This window comes from Ruegeria sp. CK3 (assembly GCF_056536565.1).
Window position 1 is genome coordinate 68,139 of record NZ_JBQFPV010000007.1, and the last position, 24,619, is coordinate 92,757.

Consider the following 24,619-nt stretch of genomic DNA (forward strand, 5'->3'; position numbering starts at 1 on the left):
GAATTTCTCACCACCTTTGTCGATTTAGCTGAGGCAGTAAATCCCAATTGAGCTATTCGGACCAATGATCATCTCGTTACGTGAAATCACGTAACATATTGAATCTATTATTAACTTAAGAAGATTTTTGAGGTAATATAGTACCCATATGGGTATTAATTGGGCCTGATTGGGGATTGCAACGAGACCGCAAAAGATTCATTGTGATGGTACATCGTATAGGAAAGTGGACGTCAATCCATGCAATGTGAAATGTGTGCTGAAGAGATAAAATTTCGCCTCAAGACTGAAGCTGGAATGTCCCTTGCTCAATTCGCAGATTCCATAAATCGACACCCATCGACCGTCAGCATGGTTATCCATCGCAGGCGGACTAGTAGTCCGATTATGGCAAAGATTTTCGAAACATTGGAAGCCGTACGCTCTGTGCCGAAACAGCCCTCCAACGACCAAGAGGACGCAGCATGATCTAGCCACCAAAAACCATCAGCCAGAGGTAAGTGCTGAATGAACAAAGGCCCGGATGCTTTCGCAACCAGACCCCTGTCGTGACTGACTACATTCATCCCACCTCACAATTTGAAAGTCAACAGACTCGCGCAAGCGGCTGATCACTTGCGCTCAAAAATCCGACGCGGTCGTGTTCGGAAACAGGGATGCTTTGCTATGAATATGCTACTCGATCACGCGGTGATGGTGATCGCATCGACTCCACCTATCGATTTGTCAGGGTTGCCGGGGGCGTTCCAGCGCGCCTTTGGGCCTACAGAGCCATTTCCAGATGATTTTGGCCCTATTGAAATGCTGGACGTTACACCGCTCCCGTATCGTGGCAACCGTCCAATCAATGTACGATCTCGTGGGTCATGCAGGATCCTCGCGATTCTTGTAGATCTGGAAACAGGACAACCAAGGCGCTACGGACTGGATAGCCAACTTGAATTTCATCACCTAGCTCTGACGCTTGTAAATCCTTCGGTCGTGCAAGTCCGTGAACAGGTTGGCCCGCTGCCTTTCATTGACGAGGACGGAAAGGTTGCCAAGCATTTCATTGACCTGGTGATCCAAAATCGGGACGGCCGCCGCATCGCTGTCGCGGTTAAACCAACGGAGCGGCTGGCGTCAGGTCGTTTCATTAGGGAGCTTGAGTGCCTCAGAGAAAGCATTGTTCCCAAGATTGCAGATGAACTTCGTCTTGTTACCGAACACTGCATTTCACGCGTCCAAGCCTTCAACGCGATCATGTATCAGCGTTTTGCCCTCTGCCCCGATCATGACGTCGATGCACGATTGGCCGAAGTCTTGGAAAGCGTCCATGGAGAAATCTCGATTTGTGACCTGACGCGTCTATGCCGTGCAGGAGGTCGCGGGTTTCGGTGCATCGTCCGAGGCATGTATGAAGGAGTGCTAGCAAAGGTCAGCCCCGGTCGCATTAACTTCTTCACGATGGTGAGGGCAGTTTGATGACCCAAAAATTCCATTTCAACACCGTTGACCTCTACTGTTGGGGCGGCGTCTCGTACCAGTTCATGATGAGCGACGAAAAATTCGCTTACATGAAGCGCGCTGATGGTTCCGATGCCATTGAACGCTTCTCCTGGCCAGATATCCACGAAGCCGTGGCGAGCAAGGAATGGGACATCAAGCGTCGACCCGCAAACATCATCGAAGCGACTTATTCGCAAGATCCCTACATGTTCGTTTGGGAGTTGCCGGATACTCAAAGAACACTGGTGCTGAACCGATGGTTCATCGTGAGCGCTGTCGAGAAGCTCTACGCGCAAAAGAAACTCAAGTTTACCCCAAAGAGTGTCCAAGAAAATGAGGGCATTCTGTTCAAGGAAGCAAGCATTGCGCGTCGCGCATTCGAGGGAGAATTTGGCAAACAGTACTTCAGTTCAAAAACCGAAAAGGTTCCGCCCTGGCCAAACGCCTGCACTATTTTGCTTTGGAAACGTAAGTATCGGAACTCAGGTCGCCGGATTGAGGCACTTGTGGACCGCCGCGGAAAATTCTCATCAATCGACATCGATCAGGAGAGCTTTGCGTTCATCAATGCAAGGCTCCGGAAGTACCTCAATGATCAGGAATACTCTGGAAACGGGGTCATTCGTGAAACCCTGATGGATATCGAAAGAGAGAACGAGCGACGACTGGCCACTGGTGAACCGAAGATACAAACACGATGTAGATCCGTTCTGCATGAGTGGCTTCAGAAATTCGGCCCCTTTGCCATCAAGGCGGGGCGAGACGGACTGACCGCAGCCAAACACGAGTATGGAGGCATAGGAAAGACAGAGCGCGCAACGCGTCCCGGTGAATGCTTTCAAATTGACGAATGGGAGGTAGATGCTCGCACGTTCATGATGGCTGGACCATTGCGTGAAGGTCTAGACAAGAAGACCCTTGCAGCTTTACCGCGTGGACGACGTTGGATGTACATCGTCATTGACGTGGCCACACGGTATATCGTTGGCTTTGCTCTGTCCGCGTCCCAAACCCCAGAGGCTGCCGTACGCGCCTTGCGGATGGCGACGCAGAATAAGGATCATCTTGCGAAAGCGGCTGGTGCCAAGAACGGCTGGGCTGGCATGCAATTTGAAAGCCTGCAGTCCGACACCGGCTCAGCGTTCTTTTCCGAGTTCACGCAACGCGCCGTCAACACAGCTTTTGCGACTTACTTCTATCCGACGCTTGGCGAACCTCAACTACGCGGGATTATTGAACGGGTGTTTGGCACCTTTACCGACTGTGCCATGCCTTTGATCCCGGCGCGGACCTTTAGCAACCCGCAGGAGCGAGGCGACTACAAGACTGAGGACCGGGTTACGCTAACGGATGATCAACTGGCATTGATTTTTATCCGATACATCGTCGACGTATATCATCAGTCCAGCCATTTCGGCCTGTTTGACGAGACGCCACAAAACGCGCTCAATCGCCTTGTCGGGACGGTAGGCAAGCCACCTGACTTACCAAAACACATCCGTCGACATGCCTTTGGTATTAGGATCGAACGCACACTTACACGGCGAGGTGTTCGAGTTCTTGGTATTGATTTCAACAGCGAGGAAATCGTTGAAGCACGCAAACAATATGGCAGCCCTAAGTGCCCCGTTTATGTTGACCCAGACTCGCTTGGAGCGATCAGCGTCTATGTCAAAGGAAAATGGATCGAGGTTCCAAACAGCATTGAAAACTTCGATGGCATCTCTGTCGTCGAATGGAACGCAGTCGGTGCGATCCTAAGGCAGCGTTACGCCGCCGAGGCCAAGGTAAACTTCTCCGTCATTTTGGCAGCTCTCAACAACATCAGATCACGCGTGACGGATCAGCAAAAGATTGTAGGCACGTTGCCGCAGGCGCCAACTTCAGCAGATTTCAATCGACTTGCGAACAATCTGTGGCATGGCCTGTCGATCTTCGATGATACTGTTGACCAATTAGATGGGCTTCCGAGCGCTGACGACGGGTTGGGTTTCATAATAGGCGAGCCAGCACCCGGCATCGAAAAAGACGTTGCCGCAGAGAAAGCCACCCCGACTTACGTTGATGACACGCCAATAGCGGAGCCCGACGCTGGGGATAGCGGTGTCGATTACGACACTGATTGGTGGCAGGGGGACGACGACGATGTCTGATCATGTTTCCACTATGACCAATGCCGGTCCACTATTCATAGACAGCCGCGACGCCAAACGGATCAGGGAGCGGATTACAGAGACGTACGAGGACTTTGTAATGGCAACCAGATCCGGCCGACGTTTCGAGGCGCGCGGGATTGCCATTCTGGGTCTGACCGGAACCGGAAAATCTGAGGGAACTATGCAGGCACTAGAGGCGCTCGGGATGGCCGAAACCAACGCAGGGGACCCAGAAAGACCATTTCTGAAACTCGACCTTGGAGCGAGAGCGACATTGAAATCGCTCAGCGCGGCGCTGTTAGAAGAGCTCGGTTGGCCGGCCCGCCAGAAAGATAGCGCCGAAGCCATGCTGCGCTCGAGCCGCAATTACATGGCTAAGCTTAACACCAAGATTTTGGTGATCGACGAAATCCAACACATCAGATCGACGGGAAAACAAGATCGAGAGGATCTGCAGGACTTTCTCAAATCACTGGTAAAGCCGCGCGTTGGTCAGATCATTCCAATCCTGATTGGCATGCCCGAATTTAACGATGTCCTCGCATCAGACGGTCAGTTGGATCGACGTTACAGAAAGGTCAGAATGTCGAGTTTTGACCCGGCGTCAGACCTCGCGCGGACGATACGAGTATTGAAGATAGTAGCTGAAAATACCGGTATCGCCTTGGGTGCCAGCGTCATGACCCAGAACTTCGCAGCACGTCTCATGCACGCAGGTATGTATGCCTTTGGCGAAATCTGCGTCTGGTGTCAGCGTGCCGCATCAAAAGCATATCGGAGCGATGCAGATGAGCTTGTCATCGCACATTTCCAAGACTGCTACCGAGAAGAAGAAGACTGCGTTCCCGCACTCAATCCGTTTATCGCCGACGACTTCGAAACCATAAAAATCAAACCCCAAGAATAGCTGTCGCACAAGACGGCCCAACAACGAGCAGAAAAATGATCACAGTTCTACCATTAAAGACATCGGCGCTAGCCGACGAACCCGGATTCTCACTACTTGCCCGGAACACCGCCATCAACGCATCCGGCACCACACAAGAATTCTGCACAGCGACAGGCCTGTCAAAGGCGAAGGTCTGCACTGGTCGTCAGACCGAGCTTGATCGCTTGGCCGATCTTACGGCTTCTGAGCGATCAAGCTTGACGCAAAACAGCCCAGAACAGCTGTCACGAACCTACTCACGCCTGCACGGTCAGCAGTTCCTGACGCGGTCGTTGCGTAAGCAAGACCTCGCGATCTGTCCGGTTTGCTGGCTGGAGACGGGAACATCCGACAAATCGCAGCTACATCTCCGTCGAAACTGGCTTCCTCGCCCAATACAGACCTGTCCGATTCACAACGTTGCTTTGATACCGTTGCCGTATGCGGACTACACCTCTTGCTACGACCATATTTTGCGTGCCCGCTTTGAGCGCGGCTGGCTCGACCAGCTGCCGCGATATGTTCTGCCCATGCGTCAAAGTCCGTTCGAGCGCGCCGCTATCTGTCAAATCGATAGTGATACACCAATGTGCAATTGGATCGGTGACGTTCAGATCGACGTTGTGGAGCGTTGGTGCCTCGGTCTAGGGCAGTTCGTCAAAATGGGCACCGGTCATCCAGCTGACCTAACTCGTGAACAGCAGCGGAATGCGATCAACGCTGGCTTTGCAATTACTGAACAGGGCGCGTCCTCAGTATTTGAAGCTGTCGATAAGGCCCTCTGCAAGCATCGTCTTCGGCTGAGCAAAACCTGGCTGCACAACTGGGCTTTGCTGTCCGTCAAGCCAAAGGAACGCTCGTTCTTTCGAGAGTTGATGAGGCAACTATGCGCCGACCAGGGCCACTTTTGTCTGAACAGTATCTCGCAAAAGGTCAGTGTTGAACGATATGTCGACGCCAACATTGTTGCCATTGCCAAGGCAGCAAATCGGCACCACAGCTGGGTCAGGATGGCACTGGTACGTGACGGATTACTGCCCGAAGGTGGGAACCCTCAGCAACAGAACCTAAAGGTTCAGATGCAAAAATGCTTGGCCCACATCCAAGACTTAGTGAAAAGCCTGGATAAGACCAAGGGTGCTAAGCTTCTTGGCATTGGCACAAAAGGGTTTGAAGCGCTGGTGAATGACGGTCTACTCCGGCCGATCAGAAGCACTGCCCACAAGAAATGGCGGTTTCGGCGAGAAGATATTGAGGGCTTTTCGGCTCGTATCCAGGAGCATGTTGCTGGCAACAGCCCTACTGACAACGCTGATTATTGCAGCATCCATCAAGCGTGCTTTGCTTACGGATGCACCACGCCGCAAGTCATTCGGCTCATCCTGACCGACCAATTGGCTGGTTCGTATCAACATGAAACCGAAGTTGGCATTTCTGGCATTCGTGTTCTCAGGTCTGCACTTGTTGCCAAGCTTCCCATCTTCACCAGTGAACACATCACACCATATGATCTGACCAAGCAGCTTGGCTTAGAGTACGCTGAACTCAAACAGTTGAATAAACTCAACCTCCTGCCATGCTATCCAACTCCATCCGGCTGCCGGCGGAGAATTCGGAACAGTGTGAGCGTCATAATTCTCGATCAGTTTCTGGGGCGTTTTCAAACGGTACGCAGTGCAGCGAGTGTGTTGCAGATTGAGGAAAGCGATCTCCAGAAACGCATCAATGAAATAGGGATTTATCCATCTCCAGATGCTGGTGGCCTGCCGGTATATCCGGCATCCGAACTGCTAAGCCTCTAATCTTAAGTCAAAATTTCTATGCTGTTTCCGGCCGCTTCCTGCGGCCTTTTGTTTGCCTTCACGCCCACAAGACTCGCATCTAACCCGGATGAAGTTGGGGTTCTATACGGACAGTTTCGGAAAAGTGTCGTATTATCAGTGTGTTGAGAATAGAAAAGACTCGGTTTCAGGCCGGACTCCACAAGAAAAGCCAGGAAAATAAGGGGCGACAGAGCCTCCGGAAAATCCGATGTGTCACAGCATTCGGAAACTGTGACACATGCTGTGACACAGCCAGCAAGAAATCGACCCGGCGCGCGGTCGCGCAAACCCCGTTATCATGCCGGCCCCTACCTCATGCGCCGCGGCCGTATTTTCTATTTCCGAAAACGTCTGCCAAAAAAACTGTCAAACCAGGTCCCAAACCAGTTTCTTTGCCTGTCGCTGCGAACCGACCTCCCGCTCGACGCCGTGAAGCGCGCAGCCGCGTTGCTCACCGTCCTCGAGCAGATGGAGAAAACACACGTGGACGCACTGACCAAAGATTCGCCTAATCCCGAGACCGCCAAAGCCGTCTTGACCGAAATGCTACGCTCAGCACTTGAGGGTATGCTACAAGAGCAAAACCAAGACACTGCCTTGAGCGCTGGCGAGGTCGACCGAAGGATCGAAGCACTGCAGGGAGAAAACCGCCGTCTTCGGCAGTCCGCAAGAACCAGACAATGGGCCGACGTCGAACCGTTGCTGCGCGCCGCCGGTGGCCGGGTCGCCCTAAATCTCCCCACACCGATCTCAAACGACCTGGGCAAACGTGCGACGGCTTTGCAACGTCGGCTCAATGACGTGGAAGTTGCCATGCACGAAGGTGACGACGTGCGTTATGCCAGTTCTGATCTCTTGGCTGAACACGGGCTGGATGACTTCGACAAGTTCGTTCAGGCACCCGTTCTACTCTCCCAAGCACGGGCAAGGACCGACGAAAACCATTCCAGCAAGGCCATGAAGAAGATAACGGCTTCCGTTTACCAGCTGACGGAAGAATTTCTTGGCGACATCCCGGTATCTTCCCTCACGAAAGAGAGACAGAAAGAATTTTTAGGATGGGCATCCCGGCTGCCCCGCACCCACGGCAAGTCGCACGGCCGAAACCGCTTCGAGAGCGACGGGAAAAACATAACCAAGGAATTTGAGATTTCTCAGGCGGACGCCGCCGATTTCCTGGTTATGGAGGAGGTCCGCGCTATTGAGGGACTATCCAACCCCGAAAAGCGTGCCCTGCTCGCAGAACGTCTGGTACCGCGCGTAACCCTGTGTACACTCAAGAAGTATCGGGATGCGATGAACAGGATGTTCAAATCGGCTTCAGAACTCGGTCCGGAAATCCCCAAAGCTATTTCCTACAAAGAAATGCAACGGCACATCCAGTCACTTGCAACCGACGATGAGCTGCATGTACGAGTCACGAAACCGAAAAATCGGATGCCTTGGACCACTGAGCGGATCGCGCGGCTCTTGACGTCGCCGATCTATTCGGGAGCGGCGTCTGAGCATCGCCGCTGGCAACGAGGCAATGTGATCGTACGGGATGCCGATTATTGGGTGCCCTTGATCGTTTTATCCATCGGTTCTCGCATTGAGGAAGTTCTGTTGCTGAAACGCAGCGATGTCAGGTATCGCGACGGGACCTATCTCTTGGCAATCGCGTCTGGACCAGAAGCCACAGGTAAGACAGAGGACAGCAAGCGGCTTATCCCCATACCACAGATTTTGTTGGACTTGGGGTTCGTCGAATGGTTTCAGGCACTTCGGGACGATCATGGTCCGCTTCTCTTTCCCGAGGCCGTGCGTCGTTCGTCAACAGGAGATGTGACCAGTGCCTACGGCAAGCATCTACGTCGCATTTTCGGACATCTTGGCATCGGTGATTTCGACGAGGATTTCTATGCGCTTCGCAAGACTTTCTCGAGCATGTTGAAACGCGAGATGGTGGTTGACGGCGAACGGCAGGCAATCGCTGGGCACAAGAATGGCAATGTCCTGAACGTCTTCTATACGGCGCATCATGTCCAAGATCTTAAAAAGGCGGTGGACAAGGCGGATTTCAAGCTGATGATCGGCAAAAAGTACCGCTATGGCTTCCCAGTTATCCTGGCTTGCAACCTCGCCGAAAGCTCCACACTGGAAATTGAAGTAACCCTTGACGAAAGCAGCCAGGCCGAAAGCGTGACCGTAAAAGACCCGCAATTAGAGAATCCGCTTTTTCAAATACAAGAGATCGGGTGTCTCTCTGACGAAGCGCTCAAGAAAGTGGCCATCAAGCTTCGTGAGGTGACCGAATGGCCCCTGAAATTGCCGAAATAAAAACTGAAGCGCGCGGCATTTGAACACTTGCTGGCGCTCGCTTAACAGTCATGAGAGTGGCTTTCAGACCTGGCGCGAACACTCGCGCCAGTTACTACTTGGGCGGAAGACCGGTAGTTCGCTGTATTTTCAATAAACCGACGAGCCGGGGAACAAGCGGACTTTGATCAACCGGCCTGCCTGGATCCTGACAGCCCCGGTCTCGCAACGGGATGCGAGTGATATTGTCGACCTGCTGTTGGTTCTGGATGGAAAGATTTGAAAGCCAAATGAAAAAGAAACTAGCCTCGCCCCAAAGAACTGACATGGCATAGAGAGAACACTTTTTGCCAAATGGCCACGGAAGGTTCCGCTCCTAAGAAAAAATTATTAGCCTGCCAATATGAAAAACTTAATTTCCCGTGGCATATCAAAGGCCCTTGGCCGTGGCAGACCAAAGCCGCTTGAAAAGCCAGAGGCTATTCCGCCGGGAATTAAGAGTATTCAAATGCCGCGGGAACATTCCAAAGTTTTGTCGCGCTGTCTGTCGATTGATCTGGAGATCGATCCCAAGGAAGCCAAGGTGTTCGCCTTTGCAGCCGTGCCGGAAGACGATGGAGATGGGATTGTTCATCGGAAAGGTGATCCGAAGGCCGCGCTTGAAAAGCTTGACTTGTTTTGCGCCGGTTTCGCACATGTCATTGGACACAATATTCTGCGCCATGACCTGCCGCATCTCATGGCGGTCTCGCCGCGCTTCGCAAAGCTCGCGGACGGTCCGATTGACACGCTGTGGCTCAACCCCTTGGCGTTCCCGCGCAATCCCTACCATCATCTGGTCAAGCACTACCGTGATGGGCGGCTTCAAAGCGGTCACGTCAATGATCCCGAGCTCGACGCGCGTCTTGTGTTCGAGGTTCTTCGCAACCAGATCGACGCCTTCGTATCGCTGAACACATTGTCGCCAGAAACGATGATGGCCTATCACTGGTTGTGCTGCCGAGGTCCCGGTAGCGACGGATTTGATCGGTTGTTCAGCGACGTGCGCCTGGCGCCTATCCCGACAGAAGCAGAAGCGCACAAGGCCATTCAGAAGTTGCTTAAAGACTTGGCCTGCGACGCGCAGGTGGACGGCTTGCTCGAGCGGCTGTCGGACGCTGAGCTGGGCTGGCCGATGGCATATGCTCTTGCCTGGATTTCGGTCGCTGGTGGGGATTCTGTTATGCCGCCTTGGGTGCGAGCGCAATTCCGTGACGCAGCAAGGCTCGTCAAAGACCTGAGAGATACGAATTGTCGTGATCCGCACTGTGCCTATTGCGCAGAGCACAACGATCCCACCCGTGCACTCGAGCGTTGGTTCGGCTTCCCAAGTTTCCGCCCAGAACCAGTCGACGAGGACGGACGCCCGCTTCAAGAAAAGATCGTGGCGACGGCCATGGAAGGCGACAACCTCTTGGGTATCCTTCCAACGGGCACGGGTAAGTCTATCTGCTATCAGATTCCCGCGCTGTCTCGGTTCGACAAGACCGGGGCATTGACCGTCGTTATATCGCCGCTAGTGGCGCTGATGGCAGACCAGGTTCAGGGCTTGGTTCGGGCCGGAATTTCCTCGGCGGTTACGATAAACGGGCTATTGTCTTTGCCCGAGCGTCAGGATGCGCTTGACAAGGTACGGCTCGGGGATGCTGCGATCCTTTTGATTTCGCCCGAACAACTGCGCAGTACAACAGTTCGGTCCGCTCTGATACAGCGCGAGGTGGGGCTGTGGGTGCTGGACGAGGCGCACTGCGTGTCTAAATGGGGGCACGATTTCCGACCCGACTATCGCTACGTTTCGCGGTTTATCAAGGAAAGCTCAGACGAAGAACCGGCTCCGGTGCTTTGCTTGACCGCGACAGCAAAGCCGGACGTCGTGCAGGACATCCGCAGTCATTTCAAAGAGCGGCTGGGTTCCGAGCTGGTGTTGATCGACGGTGGCGCATCGCGATCGAACCTGAGCTTCCAGGTGCTACCAACGCAGCGTGCAACCAAGATGGCCGATATCCTCGACACGATCGAGGCCAAGCTTCCACGTGAGGGCGTGTCGGGAGCGGTCGTCTATTGCGCGACCCAAAACGCTACCGAGCGCGTGGCGGAGTTCTTAAAACAACAGGGCATTGCCGCTGAACGGTATCACGCAGGCCTCAGCCCCGATGAAAAGCGTGAGATCCAGGAGGACTTCCGCGTCGGCAACCTCCGCGTGATCGCAGCCACCAATGCCTTTGGGATGGGGGTCGACAAGCCGGACATCCGTCTGGTCGTTCACGGGGACGTGCCGGGGTCGCTGGAAAACTACCTACAAGAGGCGGGTCGCGCCGGGCGGGACCGCGAGCCTGCGAACTGCGTCCTGTTGTTCAATACCGAAGACGTTGATCGTCAGTTCAGCCTCAGCGCGCGCTCTCGACTCGCGCGGCACGAAATCGGCGCGATCCTGAAGGCGCTCCGACGCCTTGATGCTCGGACTGGAAAAGGCGGTGAAATTGTTGCTACACCCGGTGAGATCGTTCATGAGGAGAAAGAGCGAGATTTCCAGCGGGACAGCAATACCGACGATACGCGGGTGAAGACAGCCGTCGCCTGGCTGGAAGAAGCACACCTTCTGAATCGCGAAGAAAACCGGGTGCAGGTGTTTCCCGCCTCGCTCCGAATAAAGAGCATGCGGGAGGTCCGTGAAATCCTGGAATCCGCAGAGATCACCGAGCGGCGGCGCAAGGATCTCGCCGCAATCGTGCAGCATATCATCAACGCGCCGCAGGAAGAGGGCATCACCACGGACGAGCTCTGCGGCGTCAACGGGCTTACAATGTCGAGCCTGCGTAAAGCCTTGGCGGACCTCGAGGCCATGGGGATCGCAAAGGACGACACAAACATCACCATCTTCGTGCACGTAGGTGTCGAGAATGCCTCGTCGAAGCGGTTCGAAGCGGCATCGCGATTAGAAGCAGACCTGATTGCAATCCTTGGAGAGCAAGCGCCGGACGCGGACATCAATGAGGCTTTGCCCTGCCATCTGGCCTCAGTAGCGCAGGCACTGCGGGAGCGGGGACACGTCTCCGTGCGGCCCGATATTGTCGAGGGATTGCTTCGCGGGATTGCGCAGGATGGCCGCGACATGGATGGCGGAAAAGGCAATATCGGCCTGCGCAAGGTGTCCAAAGGCAGTGTCATGGTGCGAATGCAAAGGTCATGGGCGGTAATCGAACAAACTGCTAATCTTCGCAGACAGGCGGCAGAGCGTTTGGTTTCATACTTGATCAACAGGGTTCAGGCTGGCCTGCGCGGCAAGGATGTTCCTGTCGAGACCACCCTTGGTGATCTACTTGCTGCGATCAACAGCGATGCGCTCTTACGGGGGGCTGTAAATGATCCAGCAAAGCTTATGGATCGGGCGCTTCTGTGGCTGCACGAACAGCAAGTGGTGACACTGGGCAAGGGATTGTCCGTGTTCCGCTCGGCCATGACGTTGCACATCAACCGGAAAGGCGGTGCTTTCACGATCCAGCATTTTGCGCCACTTGAAGATCATTACACCGAACAGACCGTTCAGACCCACGTAATGGCGGCTTATGCGAACAAAGGCATCGAAGACATCAATCAGGCCCAGCGACTCGCGCATGATTATTTTGCAATGGAACAGTCCGACTTCATGAAAGCTTGGATGCCGGGGAAAATTTCGGAATTCAGGCGGCAGGCAACTCCACAGTCTTTTGCAGAGATCGTCGACAATCTGGGGAATTCGACACAAGAGCAGATCGTGCGTGACGACCGCGAGCAGACAAATGTGCTTGTGCTCGCGGGGCCGGGATCAGGCAAGACACGCGTGCTGGTCCATCGTGTCGCCTACCTTGTCAGGATCAAACGCGAAGATCCAAACGGAATACTGGTGCTCGCGTACAATCGCCACGCGGCGGCCGAGATCCGGGAACGCTTGCGTCTGCTCATCGGCGAAGATGCTCGCTTCGTGACGGTCTTGACCATCCATGCTTTAGCCATGCGGTTGATCGGCGCGAGTTTCGCTGGACGAGCAGCAGCCGATGAACCAGATTTCGAGACGCTTCTGGTCGATGCTGCGCGTCTCTTGCGTGGCGACGGGTTGGACAAAATCGAGGCCGAAGCCTTGCGAGAGACGTTGATCCAGGGGTTCCGCTGGATCCTTGTGGACGAATATCAAGACGTGGGGCCCGAGGAATATGCGTTGATCGCAGCGGTGGCCGGTCGCAGTATCGATGACCCAGATCAACGCATCAGCCTGTTCGCAGTTGGCGATGACGACCAAAATATCTATGCGTTCGCCGGTGCATCGGTGCGCCACATCCGGCAATTCGAACAAGAATATTCAGCAAAACCGGTCTTTCTGACGGACAATTACCGCTCGTCGAAAAACATCATTGGCGCAGCGAACGCCGTGATCGAAGGATCTCGGGAACGTATGAAAGCAGGGCATGGTATTTCAGTCGACAAATCCAGGCAAAAGGAACCGGCCGGTGGTATCATGGAAAGCCTCGATCCGGTCGCACAGGGCAGAGTCCAAATCCTTGGCTGCCCGGCCGGAAATGACGCTCAGGCCCTTGCGGCGATCAACGAATTGATTCGCCTGTCAAAACTGATTCCTGATTGGAGCTGGAAGGGGGCGGCAATCATTTCTCGTGATTGGCGCAAGCTTCTACCGGTTCGCGACTTTGCCGAGGCGCATGATATTCCCGTCGAAATGGCGAACGAAAACTTGCCAAGTGTTTGGCGTACCCGTGAGATGCGGACGTTCATCGACGGCCTACGCGAGTGGCGCGCAGCCTTGGTCAGCTTGACCGACCTTACCGAAATCCTGAACACGATACCCTCAAGCCGTTGGACAGACAGGATCGGCGAGGGACTTGGCCAACTTGCGCGTGAAGTTGATGGCAAAACACTCCCAATCCCTGACGTGATCGAATGGTTTGCTGAATGGTCGAAGGATTCATGGGGCGAGCAGCGTGGCCTAAAATTGTTGACGGCGCACAGAGCGAAAGGTCTCGAATTTGACGATGTCGTGATCCTGGATGGCGGTTGGGAACGGCCCTCGCGAAACGAAGATCAGGACGCCCCGAGGCGCTTATTCTATGTCGCCATGACACGTGCACGGCGCAATTTGATCGTCATGAGTAACGACAATCACGAGTACCTTCCCAGCGAGTCGCCTTCCGTCGTCACGCGGCACATGGTGCCCGACTTGGCGACAGTCCCTGGCCCACGCCGGTTCTTTCAATCGCCCGAAATGAGGATGGTCGACCTGTCATTTGCAGGCCGCCAAGGTGATCGGCACATTGTTCACCAGGCGATCTCTGAAGCGCAGGTCGGCGCGCCAATCAAGCTCGCCAATGTCGGAGATCGCTGGCAGATCGAGGATCTTCAGGGACGGGCCCTCGGGCGGATGGCAAAAGCATTCGCGCCCCCGATGGGCACGAAATTTGTAACCGGCGAGATCGCGGCCATCATACACTGGCGTAAGGAAGATGCCGATGAGAGTTTTCATCACCTGATGAAACGGGCCAGTTGGGAAGTGGTTGTGCCTGAACTTATTTTCGAAGAGGTCAAGGGGGCTGAAAGGGTTTTCGGGAAGCGTCAGAACGGCAAGTAGGGCGGGAAACAGACCTTCGCCGTGGGTGCGAGAGCAACTGTTCCGATCTCTGAAAGCGGTCATTCAGAGTCTATAGGCAACTTAGATCGGCCAGCTTTCGGGGTTCAACGAGGATGCCTCGAAGTCGATGAATACGAGCTTTTTCGGATAGACTATTTTCCTATGCTCATCGAGCCCGACACCGAGACCAAGGGAGCGACGTTTGGCAAAAAAATGCTTCTTCTTCCGGCGTCGGCCTGCTGATTGAGTTCAATAGGTTTTCCAGGTCATCCTGAGACATGATCTTTCAGTGGCAAGTTGGGCTCAGAGCCACAGGTTCCGGTTCTCGTCAAGTGCTATGGTAGGTTCTAAGGTTGCGGGGATGTAACTTATCAATTGTGGGAATATCAAAGTGACAGTGTGGGAAATCGCCTTCAATATTGCGGCCGCGGGAGCGACAACCTTTCTTCTTCTTCATCTATGGCAGCTACTGAAAACTTGCGCGCGGGATCGTTCAAACGACGCTGAACTCGTGAAACAGTTTAGAGACACCGCGCCATATGACAATCTCGAAGACCTATTATCGAACAAAGAATGAATTTTGATCGGTGACGAGTAAGCACCTCTCATCTGTCTTTTAACGGCACGAAAACCTCGAGTTCGGATCCCAGCATGTCGTCTATTGGGTCGAAGTGCTTGAACCGTGCTCCGTCAATCGCGCCCTGAACCTTTGCCTTCCGGTCAGGCAACCTTGCCCAACTGGCATAACAGTGCACTTACTGATCCAGTGCATGTGCGCTGGATCAGCAAATCACGATGCTTTTTTTGAATTTGAATAGACATGTTCAATGAAGAGGTTCGCCTCAGGTTTTCTTTCTGTATTTCTTTCAGCCAACGCCACCTGAAGCGGCTGTGCGGCCCGTTGGAGGAGACATTCGCCGCGAACGCTATTTCCAATTCAACTCGAACTCTTGGATTGCGGGATTTTTGCCTGTCGTCGTATTGAGAATAGACACGCATTTGGCGACATCTCTAAATGAAACGATGACCTCTGCTGAACCCATACCTCAATCTCCGGATCGCACCCTTGTCGGCGTTGTGCTGATGCTGGGATTTTGCCTAACCGCTCATTTGCTGGATGTGTCTGCGAAACTCGCGTCGACCAGCGTGCCGGTTGGGCAGATTACGGCTGCTCGGTTTGTGGTGCAATGCGGATTGATGGCGCCTTTCATCTGGATAATGGGACTGTCGTTGCGCGTGGCGAAAGGTCAGGTGATGGTGCTGGTTTTACGCTCATTGCTGCTGGTGTTCGCAACATTTTGCTTCATTGCCGCGATCCGGGTGATGCCCCTTGCCGATGCGCTGGCAATCGTGTTCGTGGCCCCGTTCATCGTCTTGTTGGTCGGCAAGTTCTATCTTGGAGAAGCCGTCGGCCCGCGTCGCGTTGGCGCAGCGCTTGTGGGGTTTGTCGGGGTGTTGTTCGTCATCCAGCCAAGTTTCGCAGCTTTCGGCGCGGTTGCCGTTATTCCGCTTGGCACTGCAGTTGCCTTCGCTTTTTACATTCTTTTGACCCGAGGGTTGTCGCGTCGGGTGCACCCTGTGACCCTGCAATTCCACACAGGCCTGATCGCCAGCCTGTTTTGCATTCCAGCTCTAATTGTTGCGCAAGGTTCCGGCTCTGATTTGTTTGATCCCGTTTGGCCGACAGACATCGCGTTGTTGTGGCTTTTGGGCGCTGGCTTTTTTGCGACGGTGAGCCACATGATGATGACCTATGCGCTGCCTTTTGCGCCTTCCGTCACGCTGGCACCGCTGCAGTATTTTGAGCTGCCGGTCGCGACCTTGTTCGGCTATCTTGTCTTCAACGACTTTCCGAACACGCTTAGTCTGCTTGGCATTGCCATCATCATCAGTGCGGGGCTGTATATGATACATCGCGAAAGGGTGGCGGCCAGACAGTCGGTCACCGTACGTGCCGTACCTCCAATGTAAGGCTACACGCTCGGTCCGTTCCGGACATACAAAGTGCAAACACAATGTCAAAAGCAGAAAAGTGAGGCATAATACTGGACTCAAACCAATTTCCGAACACTGCCCATTGACCTCATTTCCTTTATTTTGTTGATTTTCAACATGTTGACAAAAACTTCTACCGCCCCAGCCATATTCCTCACCAACAACTATTCCCGTTTTGTCCAAGCCAATAGGCATGTGCCCCATCTGCGCTGTGTAAACGATAAATCCTTGCGATAGGTTCGACGCAAGCAACTTTATTCGGCGAAAGGTTGACTTCGAAGAGCTATGCGCGGATCGCAAAAGCCTCGATTTTCTTCGGCAAGCCGCGGATAGCATGATAGCCAGCTGCGTGTTTGTAGCCTGTCACATGTTCTGCGACGCTCTGAGTCACCAGTATCTTTTCGTCCAGTTTTTTGCACAGTTCCTGAACGCGACTGGCCACGTTCACAGCCTGACCAACCACCGTAAAATCCAAGCGATCAGGGCTGCCGATGTTGCCAAAGGTGACGCGACCGAAATCAATGCCGACGACGAATTCGATGGGCTCGTTTCCCTTTTCGGCGGCTGTCTCGTTGTGGTCGCGCAGGTTGGTCAGGGCGTGTTCTGCCGCCCGCACCGCAGATCGGCACGAGGCTTCTGCGTCATCATCAGTGTTGAAAACGGCTAGTATGCCGTCCCCCATGAATTTGAGAACGTCACCGCCCTCTTCCTGGATGGGCGACACAACCATCTCGAAATACTTACCCATCATGGCAAGCAAATCGCCCTCGGACCAGGTTGAGGCCTTTTGGGTAAAGCCCCGCAGGTCCGCAAACGGGATTGCGGCAGAAACTGTTCTGTGTTCTCCGCGCTTTATGTGCCCCTGATCAATTTCTTCGGCGGGGCCGTGCCCCAGATAGGTCCGAAGAAGGCTCTTTTGCGACTGGCGCATCGCAATGGGTTCCAAAGCCGCGGCAAGTCCGTATCGCGTGTCTTCGATGTAGCGGATATGCGCGTCCGAAAACCCAGTATCTGCGTTTGAAGTAAAGCTGGTGCCCTGAACCGAGCCGTTGCCATGCTCCAGCGGGATCGCCAGAAAATCGGTGGCGCCTGCTTCGGCCAGCTCGGCATAGACCGGATGCTCTGCCAGAACGTTGAGGTCGGTCAGGCGTTTGCGCAATGGGCGCCGCTGGGTGACAACATATTCGAACGGGCTGCCGTGCCACGCACTGGTCGACAAAACCGTGGACGGTACGGTGTAGCGGCGGGTTTCCTCGGGTGTCCAGATGATCCCCCATGCGCTGAGCAAAGGGTTCGAATAATTCTGCGCGATCCTTGCGCGGGCGAGAGGGACGCCAAGCGCGGTCAATCCTTCGCAATAGCCTTTGACGATAAGCCTCTCGTCGCCCAACAGGCGACCATCAGAAATCAACCAGTGGTTCAGGTGATCAGTCTCGGCCATCGTTGTCTCACACTCTTGTTCCGCGCTGATAGTCTACCTTTCATTGGGCATCGGAGAACCCGCGCCGGCTGAAAAACCTGTGTTTTCTGTCCAGCGCAGGATCGGTCGGTCTCAGCTTACCGCCGCTGCCAGTGAGGGGTCGTCTTCCAATTGTTTGAGCAAACGGGCCTGTCTCACCTTGGGGTCCAATTCGGGATCGCTCAAATAGGCCAGCATATGGGGCACGTTCTCTTCAATCTGCTCTCGAGTTGCCACCGCCATGCCATGGGCCACGAAAGGCCTTAGATACGTCATTCCGGCCAAGTTCGCCGTCTGTTGGAACGGTTTCAGAAACTCGGCCATTGTAAAGTTGTTGTATCCGCCCGCGTGATAGCTGTGCTCGGGACCTCCGGTCGAGACAAGGATGAGGAACTCACGCCCTTTCAGTTGGTCACCGCCCGGCCCGTAGGCGAAACCATAGTTCAGCACCTGATCCATCCAGGCTTTCATGACCGGAGGTGCGGAATACCAGTAGAATGGAAACTGGAACACGATCCGGTCATGGGCCAGCAAGAGGGTCTGTTCGGCTTTGATGTCAAAGCGCATCTCACTGCCGCCAATGGCGGTCAGATCGCGGGTTGTCGCGTCGGCGGCTTCTGAAAGTGCGTCAAACCAGGCGCGGTTGACGCGCGATTTGCTCAGGTCCGGATGCGCGGTGAGGACAAGGGTTTTCATGTATCTGCCTCTTGCAGGAATGTTGCGGAATAATGGGTGATTAGCGGGCGACCATCGGGTCGGGTTTCAAAGCGCCAGTTTTCCTGAACGCGGGCTTCAATGTGGTCCCCCGCAAAGGTCGTGGCGCGAAACAGAACTTCGAATTGTGCGGCACCGGGCTTGATTGCGATCTTGCTGACGTGATGCTCGGTTGGACGCTGCAAGGTTTCAAGCACGCCACGATACCAAGCACGCACGCGATCATGCCCGTTGAGAGTGGTATCGACGTCAGGCATGTCCCAGTCAACATCTGGGTGGAGGTCAGGCAGGAACGCGTCGATCGGATCCAGCCTGTCGAACCGGGCAAACCAGTCGGCGATGAAGCCGCGGATTTCGGGGTAATCGGTCACTTGAATCTCCTGTTGATGGTTTACTTGGCAAGTCGCTCAGGGACCGGAGCCAGCGAGTACTGGGACCAGAAAAACGTGTTTGCCGCATCCTGATCGGCGGACAGGTTGGTCGCCTCGACGATCTTGCCATTCTCGATCCGATAGACGAGGGCCCAAGTCGTATCGACATTCGGTTTGCCATCGGCGTTCGACCAGCCGCGATGGATATCAACCACATGGGTTTCGTCGGCTCCGAAATAGATGGGTTCTGCCTGAAAACCAGCGGTGCCCAATTGTTCGAAAAAGGCCAGAACCTCGTCCCGGCCGGTCTTGGTTCCAGACAAGGGGTGGCGGCCTGGGATGTGCCATTTGACGTTGTCGTCCATCACGGCTGCGATGCCGTCCAGATCACGGGCGCCATAGGCGGCGAAGAAGTCCTGTACGATTTTGATATTGTCTTCGGGGGATGCGGCCATGGCGGCCTCTCCTGTGATCAGAGCAGCGGTGAGGGCAGCAACTTTGGTCAGAGTGTTCATCTTGTGTCCTCCTGAATACGATGACACGAAGATAATAATCCCGATAGGGCGTGATAATTCACCCTGTTGGCACTTCTTTCATGTATGATATCGAATAATAAGTTTGTTCGGGACTTCTATGCGCCTGCCACTTGCCACGCTTGAAATCTTTACCGCCATCGCGCGCCACGGATCGCTGCGTGCTGCGGCCGAGGCGCTGGGTATCAAGCCATCGACCGTTAGCCATCAATTGAAATCGTTGGAAGACCAGTTGGGCACCGCGCTCTTCATTCGGACAACGCGCTCAATCAGCCTGACCGAGGCCGGGCGCGCCCTGATCCGCGGCGCGGGGCCTGCCTTTGATCAACTCTCCGAGGCGGTCGAAAGCGCGCGCAGCACCGGTCACGCCGCGCGGGGCACGTTGAAACTGGCGATGCCGGAGTTTGCCTACCACCTTTACGTGGGTCCGATCCTCAAGAGTTTTTGTGCCGCGTATCCCGAGATCGAACTGGAACTGTCGTTGACGGATGCGCTTTCAGACATACTCGGGGAAGAGCTGCATGCTGGATTCCGTCTTGGGGATCGTGTGGCACAGGACATGGTGGCTGTGCGGTTGACGCCGCCGCTTCCAGTGACCGTCGTCGCCAGCCCGGATTACCTGACGGCACGTGGCATACCGGAAACACCGCCTGACCTGCTGGGGCATACCTGTATCCGCTACAGGTTCCAATCCTCGGGCCAGATTGCCCCATGGAGCTTTCAATCGAGCGAGGAGGAATATGCCGTAGATGTGCAAGGTAACCTGATCGCGAACGCCCTTCCTGCAACGGTGGATCTGGCGAAAAGAGGGTTAGGGTTGGCCTATACCTTCAGGGCTTATGTTGCCCCACTGATTGATACCGGAGTTTTGACACCAGTTCTTGAGGACCACTTGGGCCTCACCCCAGGTATTTTCATGTATTTCCCACGCGAGTATAAATCCATGATGCCCCTGAGGCTGTTCATCGACCACATAAAGCGCCAACAAAGCGTTTGACCCTGCGCGCGCAGAACCCACATATCGAGCATTGCAAGCCGGAGCTGCTCCTTGCCCCTAAGATACGCTGATATCTACCCGTCAGAACCGTTGCTGAACAGTGATGAGATGCAGCGCCCTTCGGCGGCTGGTTTGATGTCCGTGCGGTATTTTCGGGCCGAACCTGATCGAATGCCGGAAGAGGTGTTTTCGGAACACCACGTCCTTCTGAACCTGCAGGAGAAGGGACATCGCGTGCAAAACTGGCGGGACGGCACGCTGCGGGATTTCACCTTTTGCAAAGATGAAGTCATCGTGACCCCAGCAGGTATGCGGTCGGGATGGCGGTGGTACGGGCAGTCCGATGTGATTGTGATCACCTTGCATCCGGACAAGGTCCAGCGCTTTGCGCAGTCGGAACTCGGTATGCTTCTGGCGCCGGAGCAGTTTCACGACCAACCGCAGTTTTCCGATCCTGATCTATGTGCTGCAGGTGTCATTTTGCGCGATGCGCTGGCAACCGACGACATGTCCTCAGCCGTGATGTTCGAAGCCATGAGCCGGGTGTTTCTGGTCAAACTGCTGCAAAAATACGGCAAACGCCGCGCCGAAGAGGTCGAGCTGTCCGCACGCTTTTCCTCTCAGCATTATCAACGGGTGCTGGCCTATGTGCAGGACCGTTTGGACCAAACGATCACGGTCGATCAACTGGCCTCTGAGGCGGGCATGAGCCCCTCGCATTTTGCGCGGGTTTTCAAGGAAACGCTGGGCTCGACCCCCATGCAATATGTCATGGCCTACCGGGTCGAGCAGGCGATGAAGATGATCGAGGACCCCACGCGCCCTCTGGGTAATATCGCTTTGGCCTGTGGATTTTCGGATCAGGCGCATTTCACGCGCAGTTTCAAACAGGTGGTAGGGCAGACCCCGCGCGCGTTCCGCGCAGCAAATGCCGTCTAAAGCAGGATCTTTCAAAAACGCGGCAGTCCGGTGCAAGTATCCCTGCTGACCGCAGCATATCTCAGGTGTCATCGGGCTTGTGCCCATCCAGACAGATTTTGGGAGATATCGCTATGAATACCCTCGCTCTGAACACCGCCGCAGCGCTTATGGCTTCGACAGCCGCTGTTGCGCAGGTCGAAACCCGCACCGTTACCTTCGAGAACGAAGGCGCTATGCTGTCCGGCACGCTGTACCTGCCGGAAGAGCGCGGAGCCGAGCCTCTGCCGACTGTCGTCGTGACCGGGGCCTGGACCTCTGTTCAGGAACAGATGCCCGCAAACTATGCCCGAGAAATGGCCGAGCGCGGCTTTGCCGCCTTCACCTTTGATTTCCGCGGTTGGGGCAAATCGGGCGATCTGCCGAACAACGTGCGCTTCGTTGAAAGCCCCGAGGCCAAGACATCGGACATCAAAGCGGCCATCGCATTCGTTGCGACCCTACCCGAAGTAGATGCCGACCACATCAACGGTCTGGGGATCTGCGCCTCGGCCGGGTACATGGTCGATGCGGTCTCTGGCAATCCGCTGGTTCAGCGGCTGGGTCTGGTTGCACCGTGGTTGCAGAACGAAGAGATCGTCGAGGCGGTCTATGGCGGCGCAGAAGGTGTCGCCGGGCTGATTGAGGTGTCCCACGCTGCCGAGGCCGCTGGTGGCCAGATCATTCCTGCGGCAGGACCCGAGGGTGCCGAGGGCGTTCTGATGCCAATCGGTGGATACTACTATGAGGCCGACCGTGGCGGTATCCCGGAATATGACGACAAGTGGAACAATGCGGGCTGGGAAGGCTGGCTGACCTATCATCCCGCCGACAATCCGCAGCGTTTGGATAAGCCACTGGCAATTGTGCACTCGGAAAGCGCAGCGATCCCACAGGGCGTGCAGACCTTCCTTGCCGGTTTCGCAGGCGAGGCGACCGCGCAATGGCTGGAGGATGTCACGCAGTTCGACTTCTACGACAACCCCGAGGATGTCACCCGCGCGGCCGATACCGTCGCTGACCACTTCCGCGCCGGTTCGAGCAACTAAGCCCTGTTTGGACGCCGAGCAATCGTTCGGCCTCCCCCCTCATCTATTCGGAGTATCCACATGCGTAGAAAACTCACATCGACCCTTGCGGCCGTCTCTATGATCGGATCCGCAGCTTTTGCTGAACAACAGGCCGATATCTCGACCGCAATCACCGATATCGCGGCCGGTGCTGACCGCCAAGACTGGACCCGCGTGCGCGGCGCGTTTTCCGATACTGTCACAACGGACTACACCAGCCTCTGGGGTGGAGACCCGGTCACACAATCCGCCGACGAGCTCGTGGCTGGATGGTCCGCCTTTCTTCCCGGTTTCGACGCGACACACCATATGGTGACCAATCACACCATCACCTCTCTTTCCGAAACATCCGCCACGGCACAGGCTGATTTCACAGCAACCCATCGTCTTGATGATGGCCTGTGGGTGCTTGGTGGCCGCTATGACTATGAGCTTGAGAAATCAGACGATCGCTGGCTTGTCACATCAATGACCATGACGGCAATCTGGGAATCCGGTGACCGTGGGCTTGTGGCTCTTGCCGGCCAGCGCGCTGCCGAGGCGAATTGAAGGAGGGATCATGACCAGTCAGCGTATCGCACTCGTGACCGGAGCCAACCGAGGTATTGGCAAAGAAGTGTCCCACCAATTGGCCCGAGACTATGGGATGAAGGTTCTGATGGGTGCGCGCGATCTGGCAAAAGGGCAGGCTGCTGCGGATGAGATCGGATATGGGGCTGAAGCGTTGCAACTGGATGTTTCTAGTCCGGATTCTGTCGCGGCGGCCTTCTTCTTGATGGTTGAATCGGCCTATGGCCGCCTTGATGTTTTGGTGAATAACGCGGGTGTGGACTACGACACCGACCAACAGGTCCACCTCGCCGATTTGGACCGGGTGCGTCGCGCGTTTGATACGAACCTTTTCGGCCCTTGGGAGACCACGATTGCGGCGGTGCCACTGTTAAAACGAGGCACGGATGCCCGGATCGTCAACGTGTCCTCTGGGGCGGGGTCGCTGACCAGCATGTCCGCCGGAACGCCTGGCTATGGCGTATCCAAAGCTGCTCTGAACGCGCTGACGCTCAAGACCGCTGCCGCATTGAAACCGCAGGGCATTCTCGTCAACGCCGTGTGTCCCGGCTGGGTTGCGACGGATATGGGGGGCGGGGGGCGTCCGATTTCCGAGGGTGCCAGGGGCGTTGTCTGGGCAGCGACCTTACCGAAAGGTGGCCCGACCGGAGGGTTCTTTCGCGATGGCGTCGCAATTGATTGGTAGGTTCAGCCGGGCGTCATGAAATCAATCAGCTTCCTGACCCGCGCGGGCAACAGGCGGCGGCTGGGATAGACGGCGAACATGTCCCGCGTCATTGGTTGGGCATCCGTGACCTCAAGCCGTTGCAGTTCGCCGTTTACCATATCTGAAGGCAGCATCGCGACACCCAGGTTGCGACGGGCGGCCTGCGCAATGACATCAAGGTCGGTCAAACTGTGGGCGATGTGCTTCGGGTGCAGTGTTTCCCCGCTCTCAAGCGCCCAGGGTTGGCCAGCATTCAGGGCGGGCAAAGCAAGAAAGTCTGGTCTGGAAATCGACCCGTCCAACCCGCGCGCTCGAATGAAGCCCTGTCCTGCGCAAAAGCATTAGGGAACGGACCAAAGCCGTTTCGCGACAAGGCTGGAATCCGTCAAGGGGCCGAGGCGGAAGGCCAGATCGATATTGTCGCGAAAGAAGTCCAGCATGACGTTGGTTGTGGTCATCTCAAACGCAACATCCGGATTCTGTTTCGCGAAATCCAACAACCGAGGTCCAATGGTCGTGCGCGCGGCCAGCGGAGGCGCCGTGATGCGGATGCTCTGGCGTCTCGTGTCGTCGGTAAAACCCGCGACACCTTGCAACGCCTCAATCGGGTCCTGACATCGGTCCAAAAGGCGGCGGCCTTCTTCCGTCAGGCGAACCTGGCGGGTTGTCCGCTCGAACAGTTTGGTCCCCAGATGGTCTTCCAACTCTGCAATCCTTCGACTGACCCGGCTGAGAGGTATGCCCAGCCGCTCCGCAGCTTTGGAAAAGCTGAGATGGTTTGCGACGACAGTAAACAGGGCAAGGTCGTTGTAGATCATTATTCTATTTTTGGGATTATTTCTCCTGGTATCAACTATTATCATCCAACGACATGGCCTCTACCTTCTGCGCAACAGAAGGA

16 protein-coding genes and 1 pseudogene are annotated in these 24,619 nt (G+C 55.3%); 12 read left to right on the forward strand and 5 right to left on the reverse strand.

Features of this window, described 5'->3' with window-relative positions:
- Window positions 1-666: 666 nt before the first annotated feature.
- The 7 genes from ACR0C3_RS11395 to ACR0C3_RS11425 all read left to right on the forward strand — a co-directional run bounded on the left by ACR0C3_RS11395 (window position 667) and on the right by ACR0C3_RS11425 (window position 16,317).
- Window positions 667-1,464: a PDDEXK family nuclease gene (locus ACR0C3_RS11395; RefSeq protein ID WP_480564045.1), complete on the forward strand. Its 798-nt coding sequence runs from the start codon at window positions 667-669 to the stop codon at window positions 1,462-1,464.
- Window positions 1,464-3,641 carry a hypothetical protein gene (locus ACR0C3_RS11400; RefSeq protein ID WP_480564047.1) on the forward strand — a complete coding sequence of 726 codons (2,178 nt, stop codon included), beginning with the start codon at window positions 1,464-1,466 and terminating at the stop codon, window positions 3,639-3,641. The genes ACR0C3_RS11395 and ACR0C3_RS11400 overlap by 1 nt, the downstream gene beginning before the upstream one ends.
- The gene (locus ACR0C3_RS11405; protein ID WP_480564049.1) at window positions 3,634-4,551 is read left to right on the forward strand and encodes a TniB family NTP-binding protein; all 918 of its coding nucleotides are present in this window, start codon (window positions 3,634-3,636) and stop codon (window positions 4,549-4,551) included. Before ACR0C3_RS11400 ends, ACR0C3_RS11405 begins: the two co-directional genes overlap by 8 nt.
- Before the next feature lie 35 nt (window positions 4,552-4,586).
- Complete coding sequence (locus tag ACR0C3_RS11410) at window positions 4,587-6,374, forward strand: TniQ family protein (protein ID WP_480564051.1); 1,788 nt, start codon at window positions 4,587-4,589, stop codon at window positions 6,372-6,374.
- A 336-nt stretch (window positions 6,375-6,710) separates the two neighbouring features.
- Window positions 6,711-8,714: a DUF6538 domain-containing protein gene (locus tag ACR0C3_RS11415; protein WP_480758518.1), complete on the forward strand. Its 2,004-nt coding sequence runs from the start codon at window positions 6,711-6,713 to the stop codon at window positions 8,712-8,714.
- Window positions 8,715-9,201: 487 nt separating this feature from the next.
- Complete coding sequence (locus ACR0C3_RS11420) at window positions 9,202-14,346, forward strand: RecQ family ATP-dependent DNA helicase (RefSeq protein ID WP_480758520.1); 5,145 nt, start codon at window positions 9,202-9,204, stop codon at window positions 14,344-14,346.
- A gap of 1,023 nt (window positions 14,347-15,369) precedes the next feature.
- A complete protein-coding gene (locus ACR0C3_RS11425; RefSeq protein ID WP_480758521.1) occupies window positions 15,370-16,317 on the forward strand; it encodes a DMT family transporter in 948 nt (315 codons plus the stop codon).
- A 307-nt stretch (window positions 16,318-16,624) separates the two neighbouring features.
- On the opposite strand, the gene ACR0C3_RS11430 is transcribed toward ACR0C3_RS11425, so the two are convergent.
- From ACR0C3_RS11430 to ACR0C3_RS11445, 4 genes are all read right to left on the reverse strand, one after another.
- Window positions 16,625-17,782 carry an adenylate/guanylate cyclase domain-containing protein gene (locus ACR0C3_RS11430; RefSeq protein WP_480758522.1) on the reverse strand — a complete coding sequence of 386 codons (1,158 nt, stop codon included), beginning with the start codon at window positions 17,780-17,782 and terminating at the stop codon, window positions 16,625-16,627.
- A gap of 111 nt (window positions 17,783-17,893) precedes the next feature.
- Window positions 17,894-18,496, reverse strand: coding sequence for an NAD(P)H-dependent oxidoreductase (locus tag ACR0C3_RS11435; RefSeq protein ID WP_480758523.1), 603 nt, complete (start codon window positions 18,494-18,496; stop codon window positions 17,894-17,896).
- Window positions 18,493-18,885 (reverse strand): nuclear transport factor 2 family protein, encoded by a 393-nt coding sequence (locus ACR0C3_RS11440; protein ID WP_480758525.1) that lies wholly within the window; start codon window positions 18,883-18,885, stop codon window positions 18,493-18,495. The genes ACR0C3_RS11435 and ACR0C3_RS11440 overlap by 4 nt, the downstream gene beginning before the upstream one ends.
- Window positions 18,886-18,905: 20 nt before the next feature.
- Window positions 18,906-19,400: a nuclear transport factor 2 family protein gene (locus tag ACR0C3_RS11445; protein WP_480758527.1), complete on the reverse strand. Its 495-nt coding sequence runs from the start codon at window positions 19,398-19,400 to the stop codon at window positions 18,906-18,908.
- 118 nt (window positions 19,401-19,518) lie between these two features.
- Here ACR0C3_RS11445 and ACR0C3_RS11450 point away from each other — a divergent pair, with 118 nt between their 5' ends.
- From ACR0C3_RS11450 to ACR0C3_RS11470, 5 genes are all read left to right on the forward strand, one after another.
- Window positions 19,519-20,415 (forward strand): LysR family transcriptional regulator, encoded by an 897-nt coding sequence (locus ACR0C3_RS11450; RefSeq protein WP_480758528.1) that lies wholly within the window; start codon window positions 19,519-19,521, stop codon window positions 20,413-20,415.
- Between the two features lie 51 nt (window positions 20,416-20,466).
- Entirely contained in the window at window positions 20,467-21,354 is an 888-nt protein-coding gene (locus ACR0C3_RS11455; RefSeq protein ID WP_480758529.1) for a helix-turn-helix domain-containing protein, read from the forward strand.
- Window positions 21,355-21,467: 113 nt separating this feature from the next.
- Complete coding sequence (locus ACR0C3_RS11460; protein ID WP_480758531.1) at window positions 21,468-22,421, forward strand: alpha/beta hydrolase; 954 nt, start codon at window positions 21,468-21,470, stop codon at window positions 22,419-22,421.
- Window positions 22,422-22,481: 60 nt separating this feature from the next.
- Entirely contained in the window at window positions 22,482-22,991 is a 510-nt protein-coding gene (locus ACR0C3_RS11465) for a nuclear transport factor 2 family protein (protein ID WP_480758533.1), read from the forward strand.
- A 10-nt stretch (window positions 22,992-23,001) separates the two neighbouring features.
- Window positions 23,002-23,697 carry an SDR family oxidoreductase gene (locus ACR0C3_RS11470; protein WP_480758534.1) on the forward strand — a complete coding sequence of 232 codons (696 nt, stop codon included), beginning with the start codon at window positions 23,002-23,004 and terminating at the stop codon, window positions 23,695-23,697.
- 2 nt (window positions 23,698-23,699) lie between these two features.
- Here the strand turns inward: ACR0C3_RS11470 and ACR0C3_RS11475 are convergent.
- Window positions 23,700-24,581, reverse strand: a pseudogene (locus tag ACR0C3_RS11475) (LysR family transcriptional regulator).
- Window positions 24,582-24,619: the final 38 nt, after the last annotated feature.

Bases quoted from the DNA above. Each gene is read 5' to 3' on its own strand.
- ACR0C3_RS11395 (WP_480564045.1), top strand. From the start codon at position 667: ATGAATATGCTACTCGATCACGCGGTGATGGTGATCGCATCGACTCCA.
- ACR0C3_RS11400 (WP_480564047.1), top strand. From the start codon at position 1,464: ATGACCCAAAAATTCCATTTCAACACCGTTGACCTCTACTGTTGGGGC.
- ACR0C3_RS11405 (WP_480564049.1), top strand. From the start codon at position 3,634: ATGTCTGATCATGTTTCCACTATGACCAATGCCGGTCCACTATTCATA.
- ACR0C3_RS11410 (WP_480564051.1), top strand. From the start codon at position 4,587: ATGATCACAGTTCTACCATTAAAGACATCGGCGCTAGCCGACGAACCC.
- ACR0C3_RS11415 (WP_480758518.1), top strand. From the start codon at position 6,711: ATGCGCCGCGGCCGTATTTTCTATTTCCGAAAACGTCTGCCAAAAAAA.
- ACR0C3_RS11420 (WP_480758520.1), top strand. From the start codon at position 9,202: ATGCCGCGGGAACATTCCAAAGTTTTGTCGCGCTGTCTGTCGATTGAT.
- ACR0C3_RS11425 (WP_480758521.1), top strand. From the start codon at position 15,370: ATGACCTCTGCTGAACCCATACCTCAATCTCCGGATCGCACCCTTGTC.
- ACR0C3_RS11430 (WP_480758522.1), bottom strand. From the start codon at position 17,782: ATGGCCGAGACTGATCACCTGAACCACTGGTTGATTTCTGATGGTCGC.
- ACR0C3_RS11435 (WP_480758523.1), bottom strand. From the start codon at position 18,496: ATGAAAACCCTTGTCCTCACCGCGCATCCGGACCTGAGCAAATCGCGC.
- ACR0C3_RS11445 (WP_480758527.1), bottom strand. From the start codon at position 19,400: ATGAACACTCTGACCAAAGTTGCTGCCCTCACCGCTGCTCTGATCACA.
- ACR0C3_RS11450 (WP_480758528.1), top strand. From the start codon at position 19,519: ATGCGCCTGCCACTTGCCACGCTTGAAATCTTTACCGCCATCGCGCGC.
- ACR0C3_RS11460 (WP_480758531.1), top strand. From the start codon at position 21,468: ATGAATACCCTCGCTCTGAACACCGCCGCAGCGCTTATGGCTTCGACA.
- ACR0C3_RS11465 (WP_480758533.1), top strand. From the start codon at position 22,482: ATGCGTAGAAAACTCACATCGACCCTTGCGGCCGTCTCTATGATCGGA.
- ACR0C3_RS11470 (WP_480758534.1), top strand. From the start codon at position 23,002: ATGACCAGTCAGCGTATCGCACTCGTGACCGGAGCCAACCGAGGTATT.